The 20,886-nt window shown below is 72.1% G+C and carries 21 protein-coding genes; 3 read left to right on the forward strand and 18 right to left on the reverse strand.

Going from position 1 to position 20,886, the window contains the following annotated elements:
* Positions 1 to 35 precede the first annotated feature (35 nt).
* Entirely contained in the window at positions 36 to 2,390 is a 2,355-nt protein-coding gene (locus ADK36_RS23520) for an ATP-binding cassette domain-containing protein (protein ID WP_053198913.1), read from the reverse strand.
* 170 nt (positions 2,391 to 2,560) lie between these two features.
* Between ADK36_RS23520 and ADK36_RS23525 the strand changes: the two genes are divergently transcribed.
* Positions 2,561 to 3,877 carry a phytase gene (locus ADK36_RS23525; protein WP_053198915.1) on the forward strand — a complete coding sequence of 439 codons (1,317 nt, stop codon included), beginning with the start codon at positions 2,561 to 2,563 and terminating at the stop codon, positions 3,875 to 3,877.
* Positions 3,878 to 3,917: 40 nt separating this feature from the next.
* On the opposite strand, the gene ADK36_RS23530 is transcribed toward ADK36_RS23525, so the two are convergent.
* The 8 genes from ADK36_RS23530 to ADK36_RS23560 all read right to left on the reverse strand — a co-directional run bounded on the left by ADK36_RS23530 (position 3,918) and on the right by ADK36_RS23560 (position 10,590).
* Complete coding sequence (locus tag ADK36_RS23530; protein ID WP_048584220.1) at positions 3,918 to 4,916, reverse strand: LLM class flavin-dependent oxidoreductase; 999 nt, start codon at positions 4,914 to 4,916, stop codon at positions 3,918 to 3,920.
* 46 nt (positions 4,917 to 4,962) lie between these two features.
* The gene (locus ADK36_RS50365) at positions 4,963 to 5,097 is read right to left on the reverse strand and encodes a BBE domain-containing protein (RefSeq protein WP_234329848.1); all 135 of its coding nucleotides are present in this window, start codon (positions 5,095 to 5,097) and stop codon (positions 4,963 to 4,965) included.
* A 55-nt stretch (positions 5,098 to 5,152) separates the two neighbouring features.
* On the reverse strand, positions 5,153 to 6,334 hold the full coding sequence (locus tag ADK36_RS23535) for a GTP-binding protein (RefSeq protein ID WP_048584221.1): 1,182 nt from the start codon (positions 6,332 to 6,334) through the stop codon (positions 5,153 to 5,155).
* A gap of 6 nt (positions 6,335 to 6,340) precedes the next feature.
* A complete protein-coding gene (gene rpmF / locus ADK36_RS23540) occupies positions 6,341 to 6,511 on the reverse strand; it encodes a 50S ribosomal protein L32 (protein ID WP_003996023.1) in 171 nt (56 codons plus the stop codon).
* A 74-nt stretch (positions 6,512 to 6,585) separates the two neighbouring features.
* Positions 6,586 to 6,993 (reverse strand): hypothetical protein, encoded by a 408-nt coding sequence (locus ADK36_RS23545; protein ID WP_048584222.1) that lies wholly within the window; start codon positions 6,991 to 6,993, stop codon positions 6,586 to 6,588.
* 14 nt (positions 6,994 to 7,007) lie between these two features.
* Positions 7,008 to 8,615, reverse strand: a complete 1,608-nt coding sequence (locus ADK36_RS23550; protein WP_425315336.1) for a solute symporter family protein — start codon at positions 8,613 to 8,615, stop codon at positions 7,008 to 7,010.
* Between the two features lie 2 nt (positions 8,616 to 8,617).
* Positions 8,618 to 9,067 carry a DUF485 domain-containing protein gene (locus ADK36_RS23555; RefSeq protein ID WP_053198916.1) on the reverse strand — a complete coding sequence of 150 codons (450 nt, stop codon included), beginning with the start codon at positions 9,065 to 9,067 and terminating at the stop codon, positions 8,618 to 8,620.
* Positions 9,068 to 9,366: 299 nt separating this feature from the next.
* The gene (locus ADK36_RS23560) at positions 9,367 to 10,590 is read right to left on the reverse strand and encodes a right-handed parallel beta-helix repeat-containing protein (protein WP_234329849.1); all 1,224 of its coding nucleotides are present in this window, start codon (positions 10,588 to 10,590) and stop codon (positions 9,367 to 9,369) included.
* A gap of 98 nt (positions 10,591 to 10,688) precedes the next feature.
* Between ADK36_RS23560 and ADK36_RS23565 the strand changes: the two genes are divergently transcribed.
* Positions 10,689 to 11,183, forward strand: a complete 495-nt coding sequence (locus tag ADK36_RS23565; RefSeq protein ID WP_048584225.1) for an LNS2 domain-containing protein — start codon at positions 10,689 to 10,691, stop codon at positions 11,181 to 11,183.
* A 47-nt stretch (positions 11,184 to 11,230) separates the two neighbouring features.
* Here ADK36_RS23565 and ADK36_RS23570 read toward each other — a convergent pair whose 3' ends face one another.
* From ADK36_RS23570 to egtA, 5 genes are all read right to left on the reverse strand, one after another.
* Entirely contained in the window at positions 11,231 to 11,446 is a 216-nt protein-coding gene (locus ADK36_RS23570) for a dodecin (RefSeq protein ID WP_030052884.1), read from the reverse strand.
* Between the two features lie 66 nt (positions 11,447 to 11,512).
* Positions 11,513 to 12,475, reverse strand: a complete 963-nt coding sequence (egtD, locus tag ADK36_RS23575; RefSeq protein ID WP_053198918.1) for an L-histidine N(alpha)-methyltransferase — start codon at positions 12,473 to 12,475, stop codon at positions 11,513 to 11,515.
* Positions 12,472 to 13,302: an ergothioneine biosynthesis protein EgtC gene (egtC, locus tag ADK36_RS23580; protein ID WP_048584227.1), complete on the reverse strand. Its 831-nt coding sequence runs from the start codon at positions 13,300 to 13,302 to the stop codon at positions 12,472 to 12,474. Before egtC ends, egtD begins: the two co-directional genes overlap by 4 nt.
* Positions 13,302 to 14,621, reverse strand: a complete 1,320-nt coding sequence (egtB, locus tag ADK36_RS23585) for an ergothioneine biosynthesis protein EgtB (RefSeq protein WP_053198920.1) — start codon at positions 14,619 to 14,621, stop codon at positions 13,302 to 13,304. Before egtB ends, egtC begins: the two co-directional genes overlap by 1 nt.
* On the reverse strand, positions 14,618 to 15,922 hold the full coding sequence (gene egtA / locus ADK36_RS23590; RefSeq protein ID WP_053198922.1) for an ergothioneine biosynthesis glutamate--cysteine ligase EgtA: 1,305 nt from the start codon (positions 15,920 to 15,922) through the stop codon (positions 14,618 to 14,620). The genes egtB and egtA overlap by 4 nt, the downstream gene beginning before the upstream one ends.
* Positions 15,923 to 16,219: 297 nt before the next feature.
* Here egtA and ADK36_RS23595 point away from each other — a divergent pair, with 297 nt between their 5' ends.
* Positions 16,220 to 17,080, forward strand: a complete 861-nt coding sequence (locus ADK36_RS23595) for a TIGR02452 family protein (protein ID WP_053198924.1) — start codon at positions 16,220 to 16,222, stop codon at positions 17,078 to 17,080.
* Here the strand turns inward: ADK36_RS23595 and ADK36_RS23600 are convergent.
* The 4 genes from ADK36_RS23600 to ADK36_RS23615 form a co-directional block, all read right to left on the reverse strand.
* On the reverse strand, positions 17,065 to 17,511 hold the full coding sequence (locus ADK36_RS23600; protein ID WP_048584231.1) for a type II toxin-antitoxin system PemK/MazF family toxin: 447 nt from the start codon (positions 17,509 to 17,511) through the stop codon (positions 17,065 to 17,067). The genes ADK36_RS23595 and ADK36_RS23600 overlap by 16 nt on opposite strands.
* A gap of 64 nt (positions 17,512 to 17,575) precedes the next feature.
* Positions 17,576 to 19,045, reverse strand: a complete 1,470-nt coding sequence (locus ADK36_RS23605) for an SPFH domain-containing protein (protein ID WP_048584232.1) — start codon at positions 19,043 to 19,045, stop codon at positions 17,576 to 17,578.
* 134 nt (positions 19,046 to 19,179) lie between these two features.
* On the reverse strand, positions 19,180 to 19,398 hold the full coding sequence (locus ADK36_RS23610) for a hypothetical protein (protein WP_030961567.1): 219 nt from the start codon (positions 19,396 to 19,398) through the stop codon (positions 19,180 to 19,182).
* A gap of 41 nt (positions 19,399 to 19,439) precedes the next feature.
* Positions 19,440 to 20,864, reverse strand: a complete 1,425-nt coding sequence (locus tag ADK36_RS23615; protein WP_053198926.1) for an amidase — start codon at positions 20,862 to 20,864, stop codon at positions 19,440 to 19,442.
* Between the last annotated feature and the right edge of the window lie 22 nt (positions 20,865 to 20,886).

Genomic DNA, 20,886 nt, shown 5'->3' on the forward strand with positions numbered 1-20,886 from the left:
CCCAAGGGCTTTTCAGGGCAGCCCAGGAGCTGGACTCAGGGCATCACGCGAGCCAGATACGGCGCCGTGGCGCTCCCCTCCGCGCGCGCCACCTCCGCCGGCCGGCCCGCCGCCACGATCCGTCCCCCCGCGTCCCCGCCGCCCGGCCCCAGGTCGATCACCCAGTCGGCGCCCGCGACGACGGACATGTCGTGCTCGACCACGACGACGGTGTGTCCGGCGTCGACGAGCCCGTGCAGCTGGCGCATCAGCACCTCCACGTCGGCCGGATGGAGGCCGGTCGTCGGCTCGTCGAGGAGGTAGAGGGTGTGGCCGCGGCGGGCGCGCTGGAGCTCGCTCGCCAGCTTGATGCGCTGTGCCTCGCCCCCGGACAGCTCGGTGGCGGGCTGGCCGAGCCGCAGATAGCCGAGGCCGACGTCGAGCAGGGTGCCGAGGCTGCGGGCCACGGCCGGGGTGTCCGCGAAGAAGTCCGCGGCCGCCTCGACCGTGAGGTCCAGCACCTGCGCGATGTTCCGTCCCCGGTACGCCACTTGGAGCGTCTCGGGGTTGTAGCGCGCCCCGCCGCAGTCCGGGCACGGGGCGTACGTGCTCGGCAGGAACAGCAGCTCGACGCTGACGAACCCCTCGCCCTGACAGGTCTCGCAGCGCCCTCCCCCAGAGGGGGGACCCCCAGCGACATTGAAGGAGAAGCGCCCCACGCCGTAACCACGGGCCCTCGCCTCGTCGGTGGTCGCGAACACCTTGCGTACGACGTCGAAGAGGCCGGTGTAGGTGGCGAGATTGGAGCGCGGGGTGCGGCCGATCGGCTTCTGGTCGACCGAGACCAGGCGCCCCACGCCCGTCAGGTCCTCGGTGATCTCGCCGATCAGCGTGGACTTACCCGACCCCGAGACCCCGGTGACTGCCGTGAACGCACCGAGTGGGAACTCGGCGGTCACCCCGCGCAGGTTGTGCCGGGTGACCGGCCCGACCTTCAACTGGCCGTGCGGGGCGCGCACTTGGCGTACGGCGGCGGGGGAGTCGTCGAACAGGAAGCGCGCGGTGGCCGACTCCGCGACCGTCGCCAGCTCCGCCACCGGCCCGCTGTGCAGCACCCGCCCGCCGTGCTCACCCGCGTCCGGCCCCACGTCGACCAGCCAGTCGGCGCCGCGCATGACGTCGAGGTGGTGCTCGACCACGAACACCGTGTTCCCGGCCGCCTTCAGCCGCGCCAGCACCGTCAGCAGCGCCTCCGTGTCCGCCGGGTGCAGTCCCGCGGACGGCTCGTCCAGGACGTACACGACACCGAACAGCCCGGACCGCAGCTGGGTCGCGAGCCGCAGACGCTGCAGCTCGCCCGCGGAGAGCGTGGGCGTGGCGCGGTCGAGGCTGAGATAGCCGAGGCCGAGCTCGACGACGGGCCCGATACGGGACTCAAGGTCCTCGGTGAGGACACGGGCGGTCTCCGACGTGGCTTCGCCGCCCAGCGTGCCCGCCAGCTCCGTGAGCGGCAGCGCGGCCAGTTCGGCGATCGTCCGGCCGGCGAAGGTCACCGCCAGCGCCTCGGGCCGCAGCCTGCTGCCGTCGCACGCCGGGCAGGGCGCGGAAGCGAGGAACCGCTCCGCCCTGGCCCTGAGCGTCGGGCTCTTGGACTCGGAGAAGGTCTTCATGACGTACCGGTGGGCGCTCATGTACGTGCCCTGGTAGGGCCGTTGGATGCGGTCGGCGTCGCGTACCGGGTGCACGGTGACGACCGGCTGCTCGTCGGTGAACAGGATCCACCTACGCTGCTCGGCGGGCAGCTCCCGCCACGGCCGGTCGACGTCGTGGCCGAGCGCGTCGAGGATGTCGCGCAGGTTCTTGCCCTGCCAGGCGCCCGGCCACGCGGCGATCGCTCCCTCCCGGATCGACAGCGCCGGGTCGGGGACCAGCAACTCCTCGCTCGTCCGGTGCACCTGGCCCAGCCCGTGGCACTCCGGGCACGCCCCGGCCGCCGTGTTGGGCGAGAAGGCGTCCGAATCCAGCCGCTCGGCGCCCGGCGGGTAGTCGCCCGCACGGGAGAACAGCATCCGCAGGGAGTTGGAGAGGTTGGTGACCGTGCCGACGGACGAGCGGGACGTCGGCGCCGAGCGGCGCTGCTGGAGCGACACGGCGGGCGGGAGCCCGCTGATCTCGCCGACCTTCGGCGCGCCGACCTGGTGAATGAGCCTGCGCGCGTACGGCGCGACCGACTCGAAGTAGCGGCGCTGGGCCTCCGCGTAGATCGTGCCGAACGCGAGCGAGGATTTCCCCGAACCGGACACGCCCGTGAACACGGTCAGCACGTCCCGCGGAATGTCGACGTCCACGCCCTTGAGGTTGTGCTCACGGGCGCCGCGGACACGGACGTACGGATCGTGCGGGGAGTGCATGGGGTAGAGGCTCCGGGACGGGCGGGTCGGTGGGTGGGGGCAAACCCCGCGATTCTAAGCGAAGGGGACCCCGGGACCGTACGAGCCACCTGTTGTTCACGAGGCCGTCGGCTCACCCACACCGGCCGCCCATAGCGTCTCGCCAGTCTCTCTTCCTACCGAGGAGTATCGTGAGCGCCTCAGCTCTGAGCACTCTCACCGCCGCGCTGCTGATGGTCACGGGCGCGTCCGCCCCGCAGCCGGTCTCCGTCTCCGCACGCGTGGAGACCCCCGCCGTCCACGACGACGAGGCGGGCGGCAACGCCGACGCCGACGACCCGGCCCTCTGGGTCGACCCCCGCGACCCGGGCCGCAGCCTCGTCATCGGCACCCTCAAGGAGGCCGGCCTCGACGTCTACGGCCTCGACGGCACCCGGCTCCAGCACATCGCCGCACCCGCGGCGCCCGGTGAGGACGCCGCACCCGGCCGCTTCAACAACGTCGACGTCGTCTACGGCTTCGAACTGGGAGGCAGGAAGACCGACCTGGCCCTGGTCAGCGACCGCGGCCGGGACCGGGTCCGCGCCTACGCCATCGACCCGGCCGCCGTGGCGGCGGGCAGGCCCCCGCTGAAGGACGTGACGGCGGCCGACGCCGCGCCGGTCTTCTCCGCGAGCGAGGCCGAGGTGGACGACCAGCGCACCGCCTACGGGCTGGCCGCCTTCAGCGACGACGACAACGCGTACGCGGTGGTGTCGCGCCGCTCGGAGACCCGGGTACGGCTGCTGCGGTTGGAGGACCGCGACGGGCGCGTCGGCTACGCGACCGAGGACACCCTCGACCTGCCCGCCTCCTTCACGCTGCCGAACGGGCAGAGCTGGACGCCGTGCGCCGACCCCGGTGACCACGCGCAGGTCGAGGGCATGGTCGTCGACCAGGAGGAGCACGTCCTGTACGCCGCCCAGGAGGACGTCGGGCTGTGGCGGGTCGACCTCGACGACGAGGAGTTCGACCGCCCGAGGCTGATCGACCGGGTGCGGGAGTACGGCACGCCGTGGACGTACGACGCCGAGGAAGAGGAGTGCGTCATCGACACCGCCCACGACCCCGGCTTCGGCGGTGAGCACCTGAGCGCCGACGCCGAGGGCGCCGCGATCTACCACGCCGCCGACGGCAAGGGCTACCTGCTGGCCTCCAGCCAGGGCGACAACACCTTCGCCGTGTACGAGCGCCAGGGCCGCAATGCCTACCTCGGCTCCTTCGCCATCGCCGACAGCGCCGCCACCGACGGGGTGCAGCACTCCGACGGGGCAGCCGTGGTCAACGTCCCGCTGGGCCGGTCGTTCCCCAAGGGGCTGCTGATCACCCACGACGGTGAGGCCACGCCGGCGGACGGGGACCGGGAGGGCACCAACTTCAAGTTCACGGGCTGGGAGTCGGTGGCCGGCGCGTTCCCGAAGCCGCTGACCATCGACACCAGGTCGTTCGACCCACGCGCCACGGACTGACCCACCGGACCGGCCGCCCCCGGCCGGCGGCCCGCCCGGATCACGCGCCGACGATCCGGGCGAGCCGCCGGTAGGAGTCCACCAGGGCCGCACGGTCGTACGTACTGGTCGTGACCAGCACCTCTTGCGCCCCGGTCTCCTTCAGCACCGTCTCCAGCTCGTGCGCGACCTGCTCCTCCGTGCCCGCGATGTGTCCGGCGAGGCCGCCCTCGTAGAAGCCGCGTTCCTTGGCGGTCATCGCGACCGCCTCGACCCGCTCGGCGGGCGGCAGCGGCGGGAAGGTGCCGTGCGTGCGGGAGTGGGCCATCGACCAGGCCTCGGGCACGAGCAGCCGCCGGGCCTCCTCGGGCGTGGCGGCCACCGCGACCGTGCCGGAGATCACGACGTACGGCTCGCTCGCCCAGGGCGAGGGGCGGAAGCTGTCGCGATAGTGGTCGATGCCGCGCCGCATCTTCTCCCTGTTCCTGAGGTCACCGATGACCATCGGCAGACCCGCGCGGGCCGCGATGTCCGCTCCCTCACCCATGGCCAGCACGAACGGCGGCACGCTCAGACCCTCGGCGGGCCGCGCGTGCACCCCCGTGGCGGAGGTGCCCCGGAACCAGCCGAGCAGCTCCTGGATCTGCGCCGCGAAGTCCTCCGCGTCCCCCTTGTCCCGCCCGAGTGCCTTGCGCACGCCGTCCGTGAAGCCGACGGATCGTCCGATCCCCATGTCGACACGGCCGGGGAAGAGGGACTCCAACACGCCGAACTGCTCGGCCACGACCAGTGGTTGGTGGTTGGGCAGCATTACGCCGCCGGTGCCGACCCGGATCGTGCGGGTCGCGGAGGCGACGGCGGCGGCCAGCACGGTCGGGGCGGAACCGGCGACACCGGGTACGCCGTGGTGCTCCGAGACCCAGATGCGGTGGTAGCCGAGCGCCTCGATCTCCCGCGCCAGCCGTACGGTGTCGCGCAGCGCCTCTCCGGTCGAGTGGCCCTCGCGGGTGCGGGAGCGGTCCAGGACGGAGAAGCGGGCCGAAGCGATCACGGAGCTCATACCGGGTTCAACACCGTGGCGCCCGCAGGATTCCCCGCCGGCTTCCTCACGGGGCGGTGTTGTTGTTCAGGCGGAACAGGTTGCCCGGGTCGTAGCGCCGTTTCAGCTCCCTGGGACGGGCGTGGTTCGTGCGGTAGTCGGCCCGGACCAGGCTCTGGTCGTCGGAGAGGATGTTGATCACCGGGCAGAGGATGCGCTCCAGATATCGGCCCAGCAGGCCGGGCCCGGAGAGGGACTCAGTGCGCCGCCCCCTGGAGCGGCGCCGCGTGCTCGTGCTCGCAGGCGTCGTCGATGCCGTACGTGTCCCAGGCCGGGAACGGGTCGGCGGCCGGGAAGCCCTCGTCATCCGTCAGCAGGCACTCGGCCAAGGCGACCCGGAGCGCCTCCGCACGCAGGTGCGTGCCGATGAAGACCAGCTCCTGGGCGTACGGCGCCTCCGCGTCCCGTGCGGCGCTGGGCTCGAAGCGGGCGACGGAACCGGCCTGCGACCACAGCCCCGTCACATGCGGACGGCTGGCCAGGGTGAAGAAGCCCTTGGAGCGCAGCACCTTCCCGTATGCGCCGCTGTCGAGCTCCTCCGTGACGAAGGTCCACAGCCGCCCGGGGTGGAAGGGCGCTTCGGCACGGAACACCGTGGACGAGATGCCGTACTCCTCGGTCTCCGGCACGTGGTCGCCGTTGAGTTCCCGCACCCAGCCCGGCGCCTGCTGGGCGCGCTCCAGGTCGAACAGCCGGGTGCCGAGCACCTCTTGGAGCGCCACCTGTCCCTGTACGGCGTCGACGATCCGCGCGGCGGGGTTGAGCCGGCCCAGCGCGGCACGCAGGCGGTCCGCCGCCACGTCGTCCACCAGGTCGAGCTTGTTGAGCACGAGTACGTCGGCGAACTCGACCTGGTCGACGAGGAGATCGCTGACGGTGCGCTCGTCGTCCTCGTACTGGTCGAGGCCGCGCTCGGCGAGTTCGTCGCCGCTGTCCAGCTCCGCGAGGAAGTTGGCGGCGTCGACGACCGTGACCATGGTGTCCAGGAGGGCGAGGTCGCCGAGCGTGGCGCCGTCGTCGCGGGCGAAGGCGAAGGTGGCCGCGACCGGCATGGGTTCGGAGATGCCGGACGACTCGATGAGGAGATGGTCGAAGCGGCCCTCGCGGGCGAGCCGGTCGACCTCCTGGAGGAGGTCGTCGCGCAGGGTGCAGCAGATGCAGCCGTTGGTCATCTCGACCAGGCGCTCCTCGGTCCGCGACAGGGCGGCCTCGCCGCCGCGCACCAGCGCGGCGTCGATGTTGACCTCGCTCATGTCGTTGACGATCACTGCCACACGCAGGCCTTCGCGGTTGCCGAGGACATGGTTGAGCAGGGTCGTCTTGCCGGCCCCGAGGAAGCCGGACAGGACGGTGACGGGCAGTCGGCGGTCGTACGGCATCTCCGGTCAGCCCTCGGGGCGCAGCAGCCCGCGCTCGTACGCCTTCACCAGGTGCTGCGGCACGAGGTGGCTGACGCCGTCGATGGTGACGGGTACCAGCTGCGGGGTGCTCGCCTTCCACTGGGCGCGGCGGTGGCGGGTGTTGCTGCGGGACATCTTCCGCTTGGGGACAGCCATGACGGACCTCCTCGGTGGGTGAACACCGAGGACGCTACATGAAAATGGATCCCATTAACAATTGCCCTGGGGTGTCAGCGACGGGACCGCACCCGGGCGTCCCGCGGCGGCTGGATGAACTGAAGCTCCAGCGTGACGGGCGGCTCCGCGAGACCCGGTCCGCCCGCGGCTGCCCACCCCACGATCTCCTCCGTGCAGTCGTCGTCCATCGCGAAGCCCACCCAGGTGGCCCGGCCGCCGGCCCGGCGCCCCGCGGCCGACGGCTGGACGACGATCACGTTGGCCTGGTCGCAGGGGCCCAGGCAGTCGGTCGTACGGACCTGGAAACCGTGCTCGGACCCGGCCGCGCGGAGGCGCTCCAGCTGCCAGGCGTGGTCGGTGCCGGGGTGCTTGCGGGGATCACCGCAGCAGCAGCCCCGGCAGACGACGAGCGTGCACGGGCGCTCACGGGCGGCGCCGATCAGGAACGTACGAGTAGACATGACGAAAGCATGTCCTATTCGCCTGCCCCCTCGTTGGCGCCCACCAGCATCCGGACCTCGAACTCCTGGTAGGCGGCCTCCTCCTGGGCCCCCTGTCGCTCGCTCAGTACCGTGCCGAGCCAGCCCAGGAGGAAGCCCGCCGGGATGGAGACGATGCCGGGGTTCTGCAGCGGGAACCAGGCGAAGTCGGCGTCCGGGTAGAACGAGCCCGGTGTGGAGGAGACCACCGGGGAGAACAGCACCAGCAGGACCGAGCAGACCAGGCCGCCCCAGAGGCTGAGCAGCGCCCCCTCGCCCGTGAAGCGGCGCCAGAAGAGGGTGTACACGATGGTCGGCAGGATCGCGGACGCCGCGATGGCGAAGGCGAGGAAGGCGAGTGTCGCGGTGTTGGCGCCCCAGGAGATGAGGGCGAGCATCATGGCGAGGACGCCGATGACGGCGGCCGACAGCCGGGCCACCAACAGCTCCTCGGTCTCGCTCGCGCGGCCCTTGCGGATCACCTCGCCGTACAGGTCGTGGGCGAGGGACGAGGCGGCGGCGAGGGTGAGGCCGGCCGCGACGGCGAGCAGGGTGACGAAGGCGAGGCAGGACAGCAGCGCCGTGAGGATGCCGCCGCCGAGGGCGTTGGCGAGGAGCAGGACGGCGGAGTCGCCCTTGTGGTCCGTCTCCGCGATGGTCTCGCGGCCGACGACGGCCGTGGCGCCGAGGCCGAGGATGCCCGCCGCCAGGCACACCAGGCCGACCAGGCCGACCGCCCACACGAGGGAGGAGCGCAGTACGTCGACCTTGCGCGGGGCGAGCAGGCGCATCAGTACGTGGGGGAGCGCGGCCAGGCCCAGGACGATCGCCAGTTCCAGGCTGAAGAAGTCGAGCTTGCTGGTGGTGCTGACGCCGTAGCGCAGTCCTGGTTCGAGGAACTGTGTGCCGGTGCCGCTGTGGTTCGCGGCCGCGGACAGCAGGGCGTTGGGGTTCCAGTCGTAGTGGTGCAGCACCATGACGGCGGTGACCGTCACGCCCGCGATGAGCATCACGGCCTTGATGATCTGGATGACCGTGGCGCCGGGCGCGCCGCCGATGGCCGCGTACACGATGACGATGGTGCCGATCACGATCACGCACAGGGTGCGGGTCGCGGCGCTGGGTTCGCCGGTGAACTGGGTCAACAGGGCCATGCTGCCGACGAGTTGGGCCACCAGGTACAGGGTGGTGATGGCGAGGGTGCACACGGCCAGGGCGAGCCGGGCCGGCCGTTGCAGCCGGGTCAGACGCAGGGCCAGTGTGTCACCCAGGGTGTACTTGCCCGCGCGGCGCAGGGGTTCGGCGACGAGGAGCAGCACCATCATCCAGGCGACGACCGTGCCGGCGAGGTACAGCAACCCGTCGTACCCGGTCAGGGCGACCAGTCCGGTGCTGCCCAGCAGGGTCGCGGCGGACAGGTAGTCGCCGCACATGGCGAGGCCGTTGCGCAGCGGGGACATGGTGCGGTTGCCGAGGTAGAACTCGCTGATCTCGTCGCGCTGCGGGGCCGTGAGCAGCGCCATGAACAGGGTGACCACGACCACCGACAGGAACAGCACGAACGTCAGGTTCAGGCTGAACCTGTCGACGATGCCTTCGGACATGGTCACCACGTGCGGTACCCCCTGGAGTTGCCGGGCCGGAAGGCCTGGCCGGCCTCCCCCTCCGGCGCGGTGGTGCGGAGCGAGTTGGCTTCGTGCTGGTGCAGTCGTGAGCCGAGGCCGCGGGCGATCGGGTCGACCCGGGTGCGCATGTGCCTGACGTAGCACCAGGCGGTCACGCCCATCACGACGAACTGCCCGAGTCCCAGGGCGAGGCCGAGCGTGAGGTTCCCGAGCAGGCGCTCGTTCATCAGGCCGGGGAGCGAGTGCGACAGCAGGACGTACAGCAGGAATCCACCTACCGAGAGGAGGGTCGCCCGGACGCCGAACCTGCGTTGGGCGCGGCGCAGTGAGTGAAATTCGGGGTCTTCAGATATCCGCCGGGACGGCGCGGGTTCGTTGTTCGGCGGACTGTATGTGAGCGAATTGTCGTGCCATGGTGAAAAATCGGGCACAGGCGCACCTTCTTTGCTGCGTCATGCCGAACACACTGGTGGGTGCGGGCTGATGGGGGGGGGAGGGGGACGGGAGAGGTGGCTTCGAAAAGCCGGAAGCCGGAGTATGTCAGCGCTCTCTTTGAACAATCAACCGGAGGGGTGAATTGCCTTACCGGGGTGGCGCGTTCGCGCCCGTCGTGATACGCCCGCGATCTCGCGAGGGCCTGCGAAAAGGGCCCCTCCCGGAAATAGTCCGGACCATTTCTTTCGGCCGGACTGTCTCAAATGTGACTCACAGGGACAGTCCCGCCGGTGGTTCAGAACCGGGCGCCGACAGCAGCACCGTTGCGGGGCACGAGAAAGGCCGGGGCCGACGGTAGCGAGCCGTCGGCGGAGCGCGGGCCCGTGAGGGCGTTCGGGTCGGTGCTGAGGACCGAGGAGGCGTTCCAGGTCCCGCCCAGGTTCCACGAGTTGCCGCTCGCGGTCGTTCCCGAGCCGACGGACGCCGCGCGGGCGTCGGCGACCGACAGGTTGCCGGTGAGGCTGGCGGCGCCGCCCGGGACGTCGGCGTCGAAGCCGGTACCGGCGTTGGCCCACGTCGAGTTGCGGGTCAGGGTCTGGGCGCCGGGGTTGCCGTTGTCCGTGACGCCGTGCGCGGCGTTCCTGTACGCGATCGAGTTGCGCAGGGTGTGCCCCACCGCCGGGGCCGGGGTGCCGCCGCCCATCTTGAAGCCGTTGCCGTCGCCCGCGAAGTCCGGGAAGTTCCATCGGTTGAAGCCGTTGCCGTACGCGACCGTGTTCTCGATCAGAATCGGCGAGGCGAACTTCCAGGCGTCGAACCCGTCGTCCACGTTGTTCCACAATCGGGCACCCCGCACCACATTGCCGGTCCCGCTGCCCTCCTTGATGGCCAGCCCGTCCGCGCTCTCGCCGTTCTTGCGCGGGTCACGGTTGCCGTAACTGTCCAGGTTCAGGATCTGGTTGTCACTGGACGACCCTTGAAGCTGGAAACCGGACTCGTAGTTGTCATGTGTGGAAATTCTGGAAAAGACGTTGCTGTTGCAGCCGTCGCAGTAGACGCCGTACGGGCCGTTGACGAGTTCCAGGCCGGAGATCCGCCAGTGGGAGGCCTCCATGTGGATCGCCCCGCGTTCGGCCCGGGGGATGCTGCCGCCGACCGGCGTGTGACTGGCGGGCAGTCGCTCGCCGTCGACGATCACACGCTCGCCCCGGTAGGCGCCCAGGGCGATGGGCTGGGAGGCGGTGCCCGAGGTGGAGATGGTGATGTTGTCCGTGAGGGCGTACGTGCCACCGCGTACGGCGATGACGTCGCCGGGCCGCGCCAGGTCCACGGCCCGCTGGATGGTCCGCAGGGGCTGGGCCAGGCTGCCCGGTGCCGAGTCGTTCCCGTCGGTCGCCACGACCAGGGTCGTCGCGGCGGACGCCTCGCTCGCCGGCCCCAGCACCGCCACCAGGGCCGCGCCGACCGCCGCCGCCGTCCAGATCGCCGTACGACGCATGCCGCTCGCTGTGTTGCCCACCGGGGCCTCCCGCCTCCGCCTGCGTGCCATGTCGCACAGCAGTGGCCGCCCGGCGCGCGGAGGTTGCCGGGGTGCGGGGCCCGTCTAGTGTGAGGGGCGTGACCGACAGCAGCACACGACCCCCGCTCGCCGTGTTCGACCTGGACAACACCCTCGCCGACACGGCACACCGACAGCACTTCCTGGAGCGTGAACCGCGTGACTGGGACGGCTTCTTCGCGGCCGCCCCGCAGGACCCGCCCCTCGCGGAAGGCATCGCGCTGGCGCGGGAGAGCGCTCAGGAGTGCGAGGTCCTCTATCTGACCGGGCGGCCCGAGCGCTGCCGGCGGGACACGCTGGACTGGCTCGCCGCGCAGGGACTGCCGGACGGGCGCGTGTACATGCGGCGCAACGACGACCGCAGGCCCGCCCGGCGCACCAAGCTGGAGATCCTGCGCCGCCTCGCCCGCACCCGTGAGATCCGGGTCCTGGTGGACGACGACGAGCTGGTCTGCGAGGACGCCGAACGGGCCGGTTTCACCGTCGTACGGGCGCGCTGGACCGCCCCGTCCGCCGCGCTGAAGGTGGCACAGGAGCGGGAGGGGCGGACCTGAGGACCGTATCCGGCGTGGCTACCCGGATAACCCGGTATCCCGGCGCGCTACCCGGCGTCGTCCAGGCGGAAGCCGACCTTCATCGTCACCTGCCAGTGCGCGATCTGCCCCTCTTCGAGCTGGCCGCGTACCTCGGTCACCTCGAACCAGTCCAGGTTGCGCAGGGTCTGCGAGGCGCGCTCGATCCCGTTGCGGATGGCCTGGTCCACGCCCTCGGGCGAGGTGCCGACGATATCGGTGACCCGGTAGGTGTGGTTCGACATGTGGGTGCTCCTCTCACACGCGTCACTCCACGGTGCCCCAAGGCGGGGCAACGCGCGAGCCGTCGGTCACCGCGCCACGCTCAGTGACAGCGCGAACCGGCCCTGACCGTCCGTCCACCAGTGCGCCAGCTCCAGTCCCGCCGCCGACAGTTCCGTGCGGACACCGTCCCTGCGGAACTTCGCCGACACCTCGGTGCGCATCTCCTCGCCCGCCGCGAAGTCGACGGCGAGATCCAGCGCGGGCACCTTCACCGTCTGCGCGGTGCGGGAGCGCAGCCGCATCTCGATCCACTCGTTGTCCGGATCCCAGAGCGCCACGTGCTCGAACGCGCCGGGATCGAAGTCGGCGCCCAACTCCCGGTCGATCACGGTCAGCACGTTCTTGTTGAACGCGGCCGTCACCCCGGCCGCGTCGTCGTACGCCTCCACCAGGACCCGCTCGTCCTTGACCAGATCCGTGCCGAGCAGCAGCGCGTCACCGGGGGCGAGCAGGGCGCGGACGGAGGCGAGGAACGCGGCGCGCTCGGCCGGCAGCAGATTGCCGATCGTGCCACCGAGGAACGCCACCAGCCGCGGACCCGGCGTGTCCGGCAGGACCAGCCCGCCGGTGAAGTCGGCGATCAGGGCATGCACGTCCAGCCCCGGCCGCTCCTCGATCAGCGCCTGCCCGGCCTGGGTGAGGGCGCTCTCGCTGACGTCGACGGGCACGTACGTGTGCAGCCCGGTCAGCGCGTCGATGAGGTACCGCGTCTTCTCCGAGGAGCCGGAGCCCAGCTCGACGAGGGTGCGGGCGCCGGTGGCCGCGGCGATCTCGCCGGCCCGGTCGACGAGGATCTCGCGCTCGGCGCGCGTGGGGTAGTACTCGGGCAACTCGGTGATCTTCTCGAAGAGTTCGCTGCCCTGCGCGTCGTAGAACCACTTCGGCGGCAGCGCTTTCGGCGTGCTGGTCAGGCCCTTGAGGACGTCGGCGCGCAGGGCGGCGTCGGTGGCGTCCTCGGGCAGGGTGCGGGTGAGAAGGAACGGACTCACGTGCTGGGCTCCCTCGGTCGGGCGGGTGCGGGTGGCAGGGCGTCACTGGGGTCCTTCAGCGGGGTGAGCAGCACATCGGTGCCGCTCGCCGCGAGGAGGGTGCGGTCGGGGACCTCCTGCCAGTGCGGGTCGTCGTCGTAGGGCTCGGAGGCCACGACGGTGCCGCCGCCGGGCCGGACCAGATACCAGAGGGTGTCGCCCCAGGCCGTCGCGGTGATCGTCTCGCCGTTGGTGAGCAGCAGGTTCAGCCGGGAGCCGGGGGCCGCCTCGGCGACCTCCAGGACGGTGTCGGCCAGAGCCTGCCCCTCGTCCTGAATGGCGGAGCGCCCCTGCGGCTCACTCGTGTCCCCGCCGCGGAGCCGCGCGAGGACCAGCGCCCAGACGAGCGCCGAGTCGTTGCGGGCCTCCATCGACAGCAGGTCCACCGCGGGCAGGGTCGGCACGAGCGGCGCGAGCGAATCCGGCCAGCCCTTCACGGCGCCGTTGTGGCTGAACAGCCAGGGACCGGCGGCGAACGGTGCCGCCGCGGCCTCCGCGTCGGCGCCCGACAGCGTGGCGTCCCGTACGGCGGCGAGCAGCGCGGTGGACCGCACCACCCGGGCCAGATCGGCGAAGGACAGATCCGCCCAGATGGGCCCGGCCCGGCGGTACCGCGCCGGCACCGGGTCCCCGTCGGCGTACCAACCGACCCCGAAACCGTCGGCGTTGACCGTCCCGTGCCGCTGCCGCCGAGGCGCCCACGACTGGCGGTACAGGGCGTGCGGCGGCTCCACGAGGAGGGTGCCGAGCGGCTCCTCGGGGCCTACGTAGGCCAGGTGACGGCACATCAGACGTCCCCCGCGGAGCGGGCCGTGCGGAACCCGGAGAAGATCTGCCGCCGGATCGGATAGTCCCAGTTGCGGAAGGTGCCCCGGCAGGCCACCGCGTCCACGGCGAACGAGCCGCCCCGCAGCACCTTGTGCTCGGGCCCGAAGAACACCTCCGAGTACTCCTTGTACGGGAACGCCTGGAACCCCGGGTACGGCAGGAAGTCGCTCGCCGTCCACTCCCACACGTCACCGATCAACTGCCGTACACCGAGCGGCGATTCGCCCTCCGGGTAGCTGCCGGCCGGTGCCGGGCGCAGATGCCGCTGGCCGAGGTTGGCGTGCTCCGGAGCGGGGTCGGCGTCGCCCCACGGGTAGCGCATCGAGCGGTCACCGGCCGGGTCGTGCCGGGCGGCCTTCTCCCACTCGGCCTCGGTGGGCAGCCGGCGCCCGGCCCAGCGGGCGTAGGCGTCGGCCTCGTACCAGCACACGTGCAGCACGGGTTCGTCGGGCGGTACGACCTCGGTGACGCCGAAGCGCCGCCTGAGCCACTGCTTGCCGTCCCGGCGCCAGAACAGGGGGGCGTGGATGGAGTGCTGCCGGATGTGCGCCCAGCCCCCCGCCGTCCACCAGCGGTCGTCGTCGTAGCCGCCGTCCTCGATGAACGCCTGGTACGCGGCGTTCGTCACCGGCGTCGTGTCGATGTGGAACGCCGGCACCTCGCGCACATGCGCAGGGCGTTCGTTGTCCAGCGCCCACGGCTCGGTCGAGGTGCCCATGGTGAACAGGCCGCCGGGGACCAGCACTTCGGACGGCCCAGTGAGCAGGGGCGCCGGTTCCGGGTCCGGGGCGTGCAGGGCCTGCGGGCCCTTGCGGAGCTGATGGGTGATCAGCATCGTCTCGTCGTGCTGCTGCTCGTGCTGCGCGATCATCCCGAAGGCGAAGCCCGCCTCGGTCAGCCGCGTTCCGTGGAAGGCCGTGCTCTCCAAGAGGTCCAGCACCCGGCCGCGCACCTCGGCCGCGTAGTGCCGGGCCTCGGTCGGCGGCAGCAGCGGTAGCGACGGGCGCTCGGCGCGCGGGTGCTCGAAGGCGTCGTAGATGCCGTCGATCTCGGGCCGCATCGCCTCACGCCCGGCGACCGTCCGGAGCAGCCACTGCTCCTCCTGGTTGCCGATGTGCGCGAGGTCCCACACCAGCGGGGACATCAGCGGCGAGTGCTGGGCGGTGAGGTCGGGGTCCTCGACACAGGAGGTCAGCAGGGTCGTCCGGGCACGGGCGGTGGTGAGGGTGGTCAGTGCCCGCTCGCGGAGCGTTTCGGCGTCGTGGGCGGGGTCGGTCATGTCCGGTCGTCCTTCCCGTACAGGGTGCGGTCCGTGCCGTAGAGCTCGTCCAGCAGGTCGTCGGCGGGGCAGCGGCCCCGGCTGACGTAGCGGTCCCGGTACGCCGCCACGGCGTCCGTGACCTCGGCCGTGGCCCCCAGCCGGGGCAGCGCCTCCAGCGCCGCCGCGAAGCAGGTGTCCGCCACCTCCCGCAGCTCGGGGTCGGCGAGGCCCGAGCGGGCCGCGTCGATCCACAGTGGATTGTGCGGCGCGGGCAGTGACAGGGCGCGCTCGGCCAGCGGCTTCACGGTGCGATACGCGGTCTCGGCGGCCTCCGGGTCGTCGAAGAGCGCGGTCGTCACGGCCAGCGGCACGATCCAGCCGTCCTCGCCGGGCTGTGCGTCGATCATGCGCAGCTCCAGATGGCCACGCGGTCTGACCGGCGGGAACAGCGTCGTGAGGTGGTAGTCGAGGTCCTCGTGCGTCGGCGGTCGGGGCGCCCCCGACCGCATCCACTCCCGGAACGTCAGCCCGTCCGGGACGTCCCACGGGCCGCTCTCCCGGCGTACGCACATCACCGGCGCGTCCAGGACGTGCCGTGCCCAGGCGATCCGCGGATCGCCGTTCAGCGGGGGCGCGCCCGCGCGGCCCGCGCCGATCTCCATCCACAGCAGCTGCCGGGTGGACAGCCAGCCCGTGGGCTCGCGCCCGGCCAGCGGGGAGTTGGCGAAGGCGGCCACCAGGACCGCGCCCAGCTGGTGGGCCAGCCACCAGCGCCGTCCGTGCCCGAGCGGGCCGGGCTCCTCGTATCCGGAGTCCAGGCACACCTGGACGGAGGCCGAGGTGCACATCATGGCGCGGCCGGCCGGGCCCGCCCGGTCCAGGGATGCCTCCATCGCGTCGTAGCGCGGCTGGCGCAGGAACCGGCGGGGCGAGTGCCAGGGATCATTGCCCAGGCCGACCAGACCGAGATCGTGCTCGCGCAGTACCGCGCGGGCGGCGTCGAGGTCGGCGGAGACGGTACCGATGCACTCCATCAGCGAGGCGGCGGGCGGCGAGCTCAGTTCCAGCTGGCCGCCGGGCTCGACGGTGAGCGCCGACCTCAGGTGCACGGTCCGTAGTGCGGCGTAGGCCGCTTCGAGTCGTTCGGGTGTCACGGTGAGCTGCGGGCTGCGCAGCTCGTGGACGAGCCATTCCACTTCGACCCCGAGGGTGCGGGGTGGGCCGGTCTTGAAGCAGATGCCCCTGACCAGGGCCTCCACCTCGGCTTCGGTGACCGCGGTGCGGGGCTGCTCCGTACAGTCACTCACCGAATCTGACATGTCGGGATCCTCCTGAGAGTCCACGATGCCGCCCGGCCCGGATCTTGTGGGCGGGCGGGCACACTCGTCCCACCCAAGACGCTCGTGTCGCCTCGCACAAGGGTGCGTACCGGCACGTTCCGGGTCGGTAACCTCCGCTCTCCGGGCGTTAGCAGGGGATTTCCCGGTCGTTCCCCGTCTGTCGCGGGGGCGGGAAACTCCGTTGCACGGCATCACCAGCATCACCCAGGATCGGTGCATGAGCACGACGGGGGAGAACGCGCGGAGCGCGTTCATGGCGCGCACGGGGGTGGCGCCATGAGCGCGCGTCTGCGCGGCGTCGCACAGCAGACGGAGCAGGTGGTCGCGGCTGGGGCGTACCGCGCGTCCGACGGGCGCGAGGTGTCGATCGCGGCGGCCGTCGAGGCCGCCCGGCAGGGCACCCGGATGTACGGGCCGGACCCGGTCCCGGTGCCGCGGACATCCGATGCCGAGACGTTCTTCGAGGTCACCGGCGAGAGCAGCCTGGAGGCGGCCCGCCGCCTCGGCGACGACACGGCCGTACTGAACTTCGCCTCGGCCCGCAATCCGGGCGGCGGCTTCCTGAACGGCGCCCAGGCGCAGGAGGAGGCCCTGTGCCGCGCCTCGGCGCTGTACACCTGCCTGCTCGATGCCCGCGCGTTCTACGACCATCACCGGGCCCACCGCGACCCCTTCTACACGGACCGCGTCATCCACTCACCCGGCGTGCCCGTCTTCCGCGACGACCGGGGCGGCCTGCTGGACGAGCCCTACACCGCCGGCTTCCTGACCGCCGCCGCCCCGAACGCGGGCGTGGTGCGGCGTACGACACCCGAGCGCACGGCCGAGCTGCCGCGGGCACTGGCGATCCGCGCCGAGCGCGTGCTGGAGACGGCCGCGGCGCACGGGTACCGGCGGCTGGTGCTGGGCGCCTGGGGGTGCGGGGTGTTCCAGAACGACCCCGCGCAGGTGGCGGGCGCGTTCCAGGGGCTGCTCGGGCCCGGCGGTCGGTTCGCGGGGGCCTTCGAGCATGTGGTCTTCGGCATCCTGGACCGCAAGCCCGACAGCCCCGTGCGCGCCGCGTTCGCCAGGGCGTTCCCCGAGCGTCAGCCCCAGTCGTGGCGTCAGCCCAAGTCGTGGCGTCAGGTCCAGCCGTAGCGCTCGTGCAGCCGTTGCCTGACCAGGTTGAACCGCCCGCGGTCCAGGGCGCATGCCTCCCGGCGCATGCCCTGCTCGTGCAGCCGGAGGATGCGGTCCACGTCGACCCAGGAGTCGCGCCCCGTCCGGTCCCACGGTCCGCTGCCGATGGCGACCCACTCGCGGTCCCCGTCGTGCCGCTTGCTGGAGAGCTGCACGGCGAGGAAGGTGCCGGCCGCCTCCCGGGCGACCACGAGCACCGGGCGGTCCTTGCCCCGGCCGTCGTTCTCCTCGAAGGGGACCCAGGTCCAGACGATCTCCCCGGGGTCGGGGTCGCCGTCGTGCGCGGGCGAGTACTCGGTACGCACCTTGCCGACCGCGCGGGGTTCGGCCTCGGTGGTGGCGGTGGGGCCGTGACGGCCCGGGACGTTCTCGTCGGTGTACGTGCTCACGGGGGCACCTTAGGGGCTGCCCCCGTGAGTTACGCGTGAAGGGCCACCGAAGACCCCTGGAGGTTCACTTCTCGTCCACCGGAACCTTCTGCGCGAGCCCGTTGAGCGGCGAAGCCTCCTTCGGGACCTGCCCGTTCTGGTTCATCGAGGCGAGCAGCTGACGCGCCAGCCCGAGCCCCGTACCGCCCATGGTGAGGGCCTTGGCGAACATGTCCGCCATCCCGTCGGCGCCGTTGAGCAGCACCATGTTGTCGACGTTGCCGAAAGCGGACGCGCCGGCGCGGACGATCTCCGGCCAGTTCTCGGCGAGCTGCTGGGCGACCACGGCCTCCTGGTTCTCGGCGAGGGCGGCGGCCCGGGCCTTGATGGCCTCCGCCTCCGCCAGCCCCTGGGCCTTGGTCGCCTCGGCCTGCGCGAGTCCCTTGGCCTGTGCGGCGGCGGCCTCCGCCTCACCGGTGGCCCGGGTCGCCGCGGCGGTCGCCGTGCCGCGCGTCTTGGTCGCCTCGGCCTCGGCGCCCGCGGCCGTCTTGACCCGGGTCGCCTCGGCGGCGGCCGCCAGTTCCGTCTCCTTCGCCTTGGCCTGCGCCGCCGAGATCCGCGCGTCGCGCTCGGCCTCGGCCAGCGTGCGCTTCTCGTAGGCCGCGGCGTCCGCGGGCTTGCGGACATCGGCCTGGAGCTGCTGCTCGCGCCGATGCGCCTCCAGTTCGGCCACCCGCGTCTCCTGGACGACCACCTCCTGCCGGGCGGCCGCGTCGGCGAGCGGACCTGCCTGCCGGGCCTTGGCGCCCGCCTTGTCGCGCTCGGCCTGGTAGCCCGCCTGGAGGATCTCGCTGTCCCGGGTCGCCTCGGCCATCCGCGCGTACGACTGCTGCTCCGCCTCCGTGGCCAGCCGGTTCGCCTCCGCCTGCGCGATCCGCGCGTCCCGCTGAACGGCCGCCGCGTGCGGCATGGCCAGGTTCTGGATGTACCCGGTCGGGTCCTCGATCTCGTGGATCTGGAGCGAGTCCACGATCAGACCCAGCTTCTCCATCTCCGTACCGCACGCCGCCCGGGTCTGCCCGGTGAGCTTCTCCCGGTCACGGATCATGTCCTCCACCGTCAACCCGCCCACGATGGAGCGCAGATGACCGGCGAAGACGTTGTGCACCCGCTCCGACATCAGCTTCTGCTGGTCCAGGAAGCGGCGGGCCGCGTTGGCGATCGACACGAAGTCGTCGCCCACCTTGAAGATGACCACGCCCCGCACCTTCAGCGGAATGCCCTGGTGCGTCACGCAGTCCACCTGCAACTCGGTCTCGTTCAGGTCGAGCGACAGCTTGCGCACCGCCTGCACACCGGGGAGCACCAGCGTGCCGCGCCCGGTGACGATGCGAAAGCCCATGCCCTCCTCCAGGCCCTCCGTGCGGTGCTTGGAACCGGAGATGACCAGGGCCTCGTTGGGTTCGGCGACCCGCCACATCATCTTGAACAGACCGATCAGAACGAGGACGGCCCCTACCGCCACCCCCGCAACGACGCCGACAACCATCGGCATTCGCCCCCTTTGCATGGTGCCCTTTCGGCACCGGACGAAGGGGAGTGTGCGCCTCGGCGACCCGGACGTACAGGCGTTGGCGGATCCTTGCCGCAACCTTGACGCAGACGGCTCTCACCTGCGGACGAGCGGGCTCAACTGTCGTACGCCGCCTGGACGTAGACGGTGCGCGGCGGCTGGTACTCCACCACCATCACCACCGTGCCGCGTTCGATGCGCTCGGTGCCGGTGGCCGGATAGGCGAGGAAGTGCTCGGCGCCGCCGCGCACCCGCACGATCACCTCGCCGACGAGCCCGGGTCCCACCGTGCCGGTGACCCGCCCCATGAGCCCGACCATCGACGCATCGTCCATCGTCACAGGGTAGAGCCTGCCCGAGCCGGGCCGGCGGCGTCTCAGACGACCGGGGCCCGCACCTGCTCGCCCTGCTGCGGCGGCCACAGCTCGTGCCAGCGCAGCTCCGCCTCCAACTGCGCGGCCAGCGAGATCAGCAGCGGCTCGCTGTTCGCCGGCCCGAGCAGCTGGGCGCCGACGGGCAGTCCGTCCACGAATCCGGCGGGGACGTTCACGCCGGGCCAGCCGAGCACGTTCCAGGGCCAGGCGTAGGGACAGGCGGCGATCATCGCCCGGTCGGTCGCGAAACCGCCGAGTTCGAGCATCGCGCCGACCCGGGGCGGGGGAGCGGCCGTTGTGGGCGCGACGATCACGTCGTACGACTCGTAGAACGCGCCGATACGACGGTGCAGCACCGCCTCCGCGCGCCGGGCCGCCCGCAGCGGGGCCCCGCCGAGGAGCCGGCCCAGCCGCACGGCGCCCCGGGTGCGCGGGTCCAGCAGTGCGGGGAAGGGCGCGTCGCTCGCCCACTCGGCGATACCGACCGTGGCGCGCGGGACGAAGGTCAGGCCGATCTGGCCGTACGGCGGATCGGCCTCCTCGACGAAATGCCCCAACGAGCCCAGTTTCTCGGCGAGTCGGACCACCCTGGCCCGCACCTCCGGCTGCAGACGGGCGGGCACGGCGGTGAACGGCGGCTTCAGGGAGAGCGCGATCCGCAGCCGGCCGGGGTCGCGGCCCACGGCCGCGGAGGCGTCGACCGCCGGCGGCCGGTGCGGGTCGAGGTCGTGGTTGCCGGCGGCGGCGTCCAGGAGGAGGGCGGCGTCGGCAACCGTACGGGCGAGGGTGCCGTTGACGGTGATGCCCTGGAAGGACTCGCCGCGCGGCCAGGTGGAGATGCGGCCGCGCTGTGGCTTGATGCCGATGAGATGGGTCCACGAGGCCGGGATCCGCACCGAACCGGCGCCGTCCGAGCCGAGCGCGGCGGGCACCAGACCGGCCGCCACAGCGGCTGCCGAACCGCCGGACGAGCCGCCCGGCGTATGGTCCGGGTGCCACGGATTGCGGGTCGCGCCGAAGGCCGGCCCCTCGGTGAACGGCCACTGCCCCAGCTCACAGGTGTTCGTCTTGCCGACGATGACCGCCCCGGCCGCGCGCAGCCGCCGTACCGCCTCGCCGTCCTGCGCGACCGGCGGGAACTCACCGCAACAGCCGAACGCGGTCGGCTCGCCCGCCACGTCCATGTCGTCCTTCACCGCGACCGGCACGCCCAGCAGCGGCCTGCGCACCCCGGCGGCGAGCTCCACGTCGGCGGCCTTCGCCTCGGCGAGGGCGGCCTCGGCCCGGACCACCCGGAAGGCGTTGAGCGTGCCCTGGGTCGCCTCGATCCGCGCCAGCGCCTCCGCGACCAGCGCCCGCGACGTCACTTCCCCGCCGGCCAGCGCTCGGGCGGACTCGGCGAGGCCTGCGGCACGGTCGGGTGTCATGCGGGGCACCTCCGGGACGACA

It is taken from the genome of Streptomyces viridochromogenes (assembly GCF_001270495.1).
Classification (GTDB): Bacteria; Actinomycetota; Actinomycetes; order Streptomycetales; family Streptomycetaceae; genus Streptomyces; species Streptomyces viridochromogenes_A.

Bases quoted from the DNA above. Each gene is read 5' to 3' on its own strand.
- egtA (WP_053198922.1), bottom strand. From the start codon at position 15,922: ATGTCAGATTCGGTGAGTGACTGTACGGAGCAGCCCCGCACCGCGGTC.
- rpmF (WP_003996023.1), bottom strand. From the start codon at position 6,511: ATGGCTGTCCCCAAGCGGAAGATGTCCCGCAGCAACACCCGCCACCGC.
- ADK36_RS23605 (WP_048584232.1), bottom strand. From the start codon at position 19,045: ATGCCGATGGTTGTCGGCGTCGTTGCGGGGGTGGCGGTAGGGGCCGTC.
- ADK36_RS23545 (WP_048584222.1), bottom strand. From the start codon at position 6,993: ATGTCTACTCGTACGTTCCTGATCGGCGCCGCCCGTGAGCGCCCGTGC.
- ADK36_RS23520 (WP_053198913.1), bottom strand. From the start codon at position 2,390: ATGCACTCCCCGCACGATCCGTACGTCCGTGTCCGCGGCGCCCGTGAG.
- egtB (WP_053198920.1), bottom strand. From the start codon at position 14,621: ATGACCGACCCCGCCCACGACGCCGAAACGCTCCGCGAGCGGGCACTG.
- egtC (WP_048584227.1), bottom strand. From the start codon at position 13,302: ATGTGCCGTCACCTGGCCTACGTAGGCCCCGAGGAGCCGCTCGGCACC.
- ADK36_RS23595 (WP_053198924.1), top strand. From the start codon at position 16,220: ATGAGCGCGCGTCTGCGCGGCGTCGCACAGCAGACGGAGCAGGTGGTC.
- ADK36_RS23530 (WP_048584220.1), bottom strand. From the start codon at position 4,916: ATGAGCTCCGTGATCGCTTCGGCCCGCTTCTCCGTCCTGGACCGCTCC.
- ADK36_RS23550 (WP_425315336.1), bottom strand. From the start codon at position 8,615: ATGTCCGAAGGCATCGTCGACAGGTTCAGCCTGAACCTGACGTTCGTG.
- ADK36_RS23610 (WP_030961567.1), bottom strand. From the start codon at position 19,398: ATGGACGATGCGTCGATGGTCGGGCTCATGGGGCGGGTCACCGGCACG.
- ADK36_RS23570 (WP_030052884.1), bottom strand. From the start codon at position 11,446: ATGTCGAACCACACCTACCGGGTCACCGATATCGTCGGCACCTCGCCC.
- ADK36_RS23615 (WP_053198926.1), bottom strand. From the start codon at position 20,864: ATGACACCCGACCGTGCCGCAGGCCTCGCCGAGTCCGCCCGAGCGCTG.
- ADK36_RS23535 (WP_048584221.1), bottom strand. From the start codon at position 6,334: ATGCCGTACGACCGCCGACTGCCCGTCACCGTCCTGTCCGGCTTCCTC.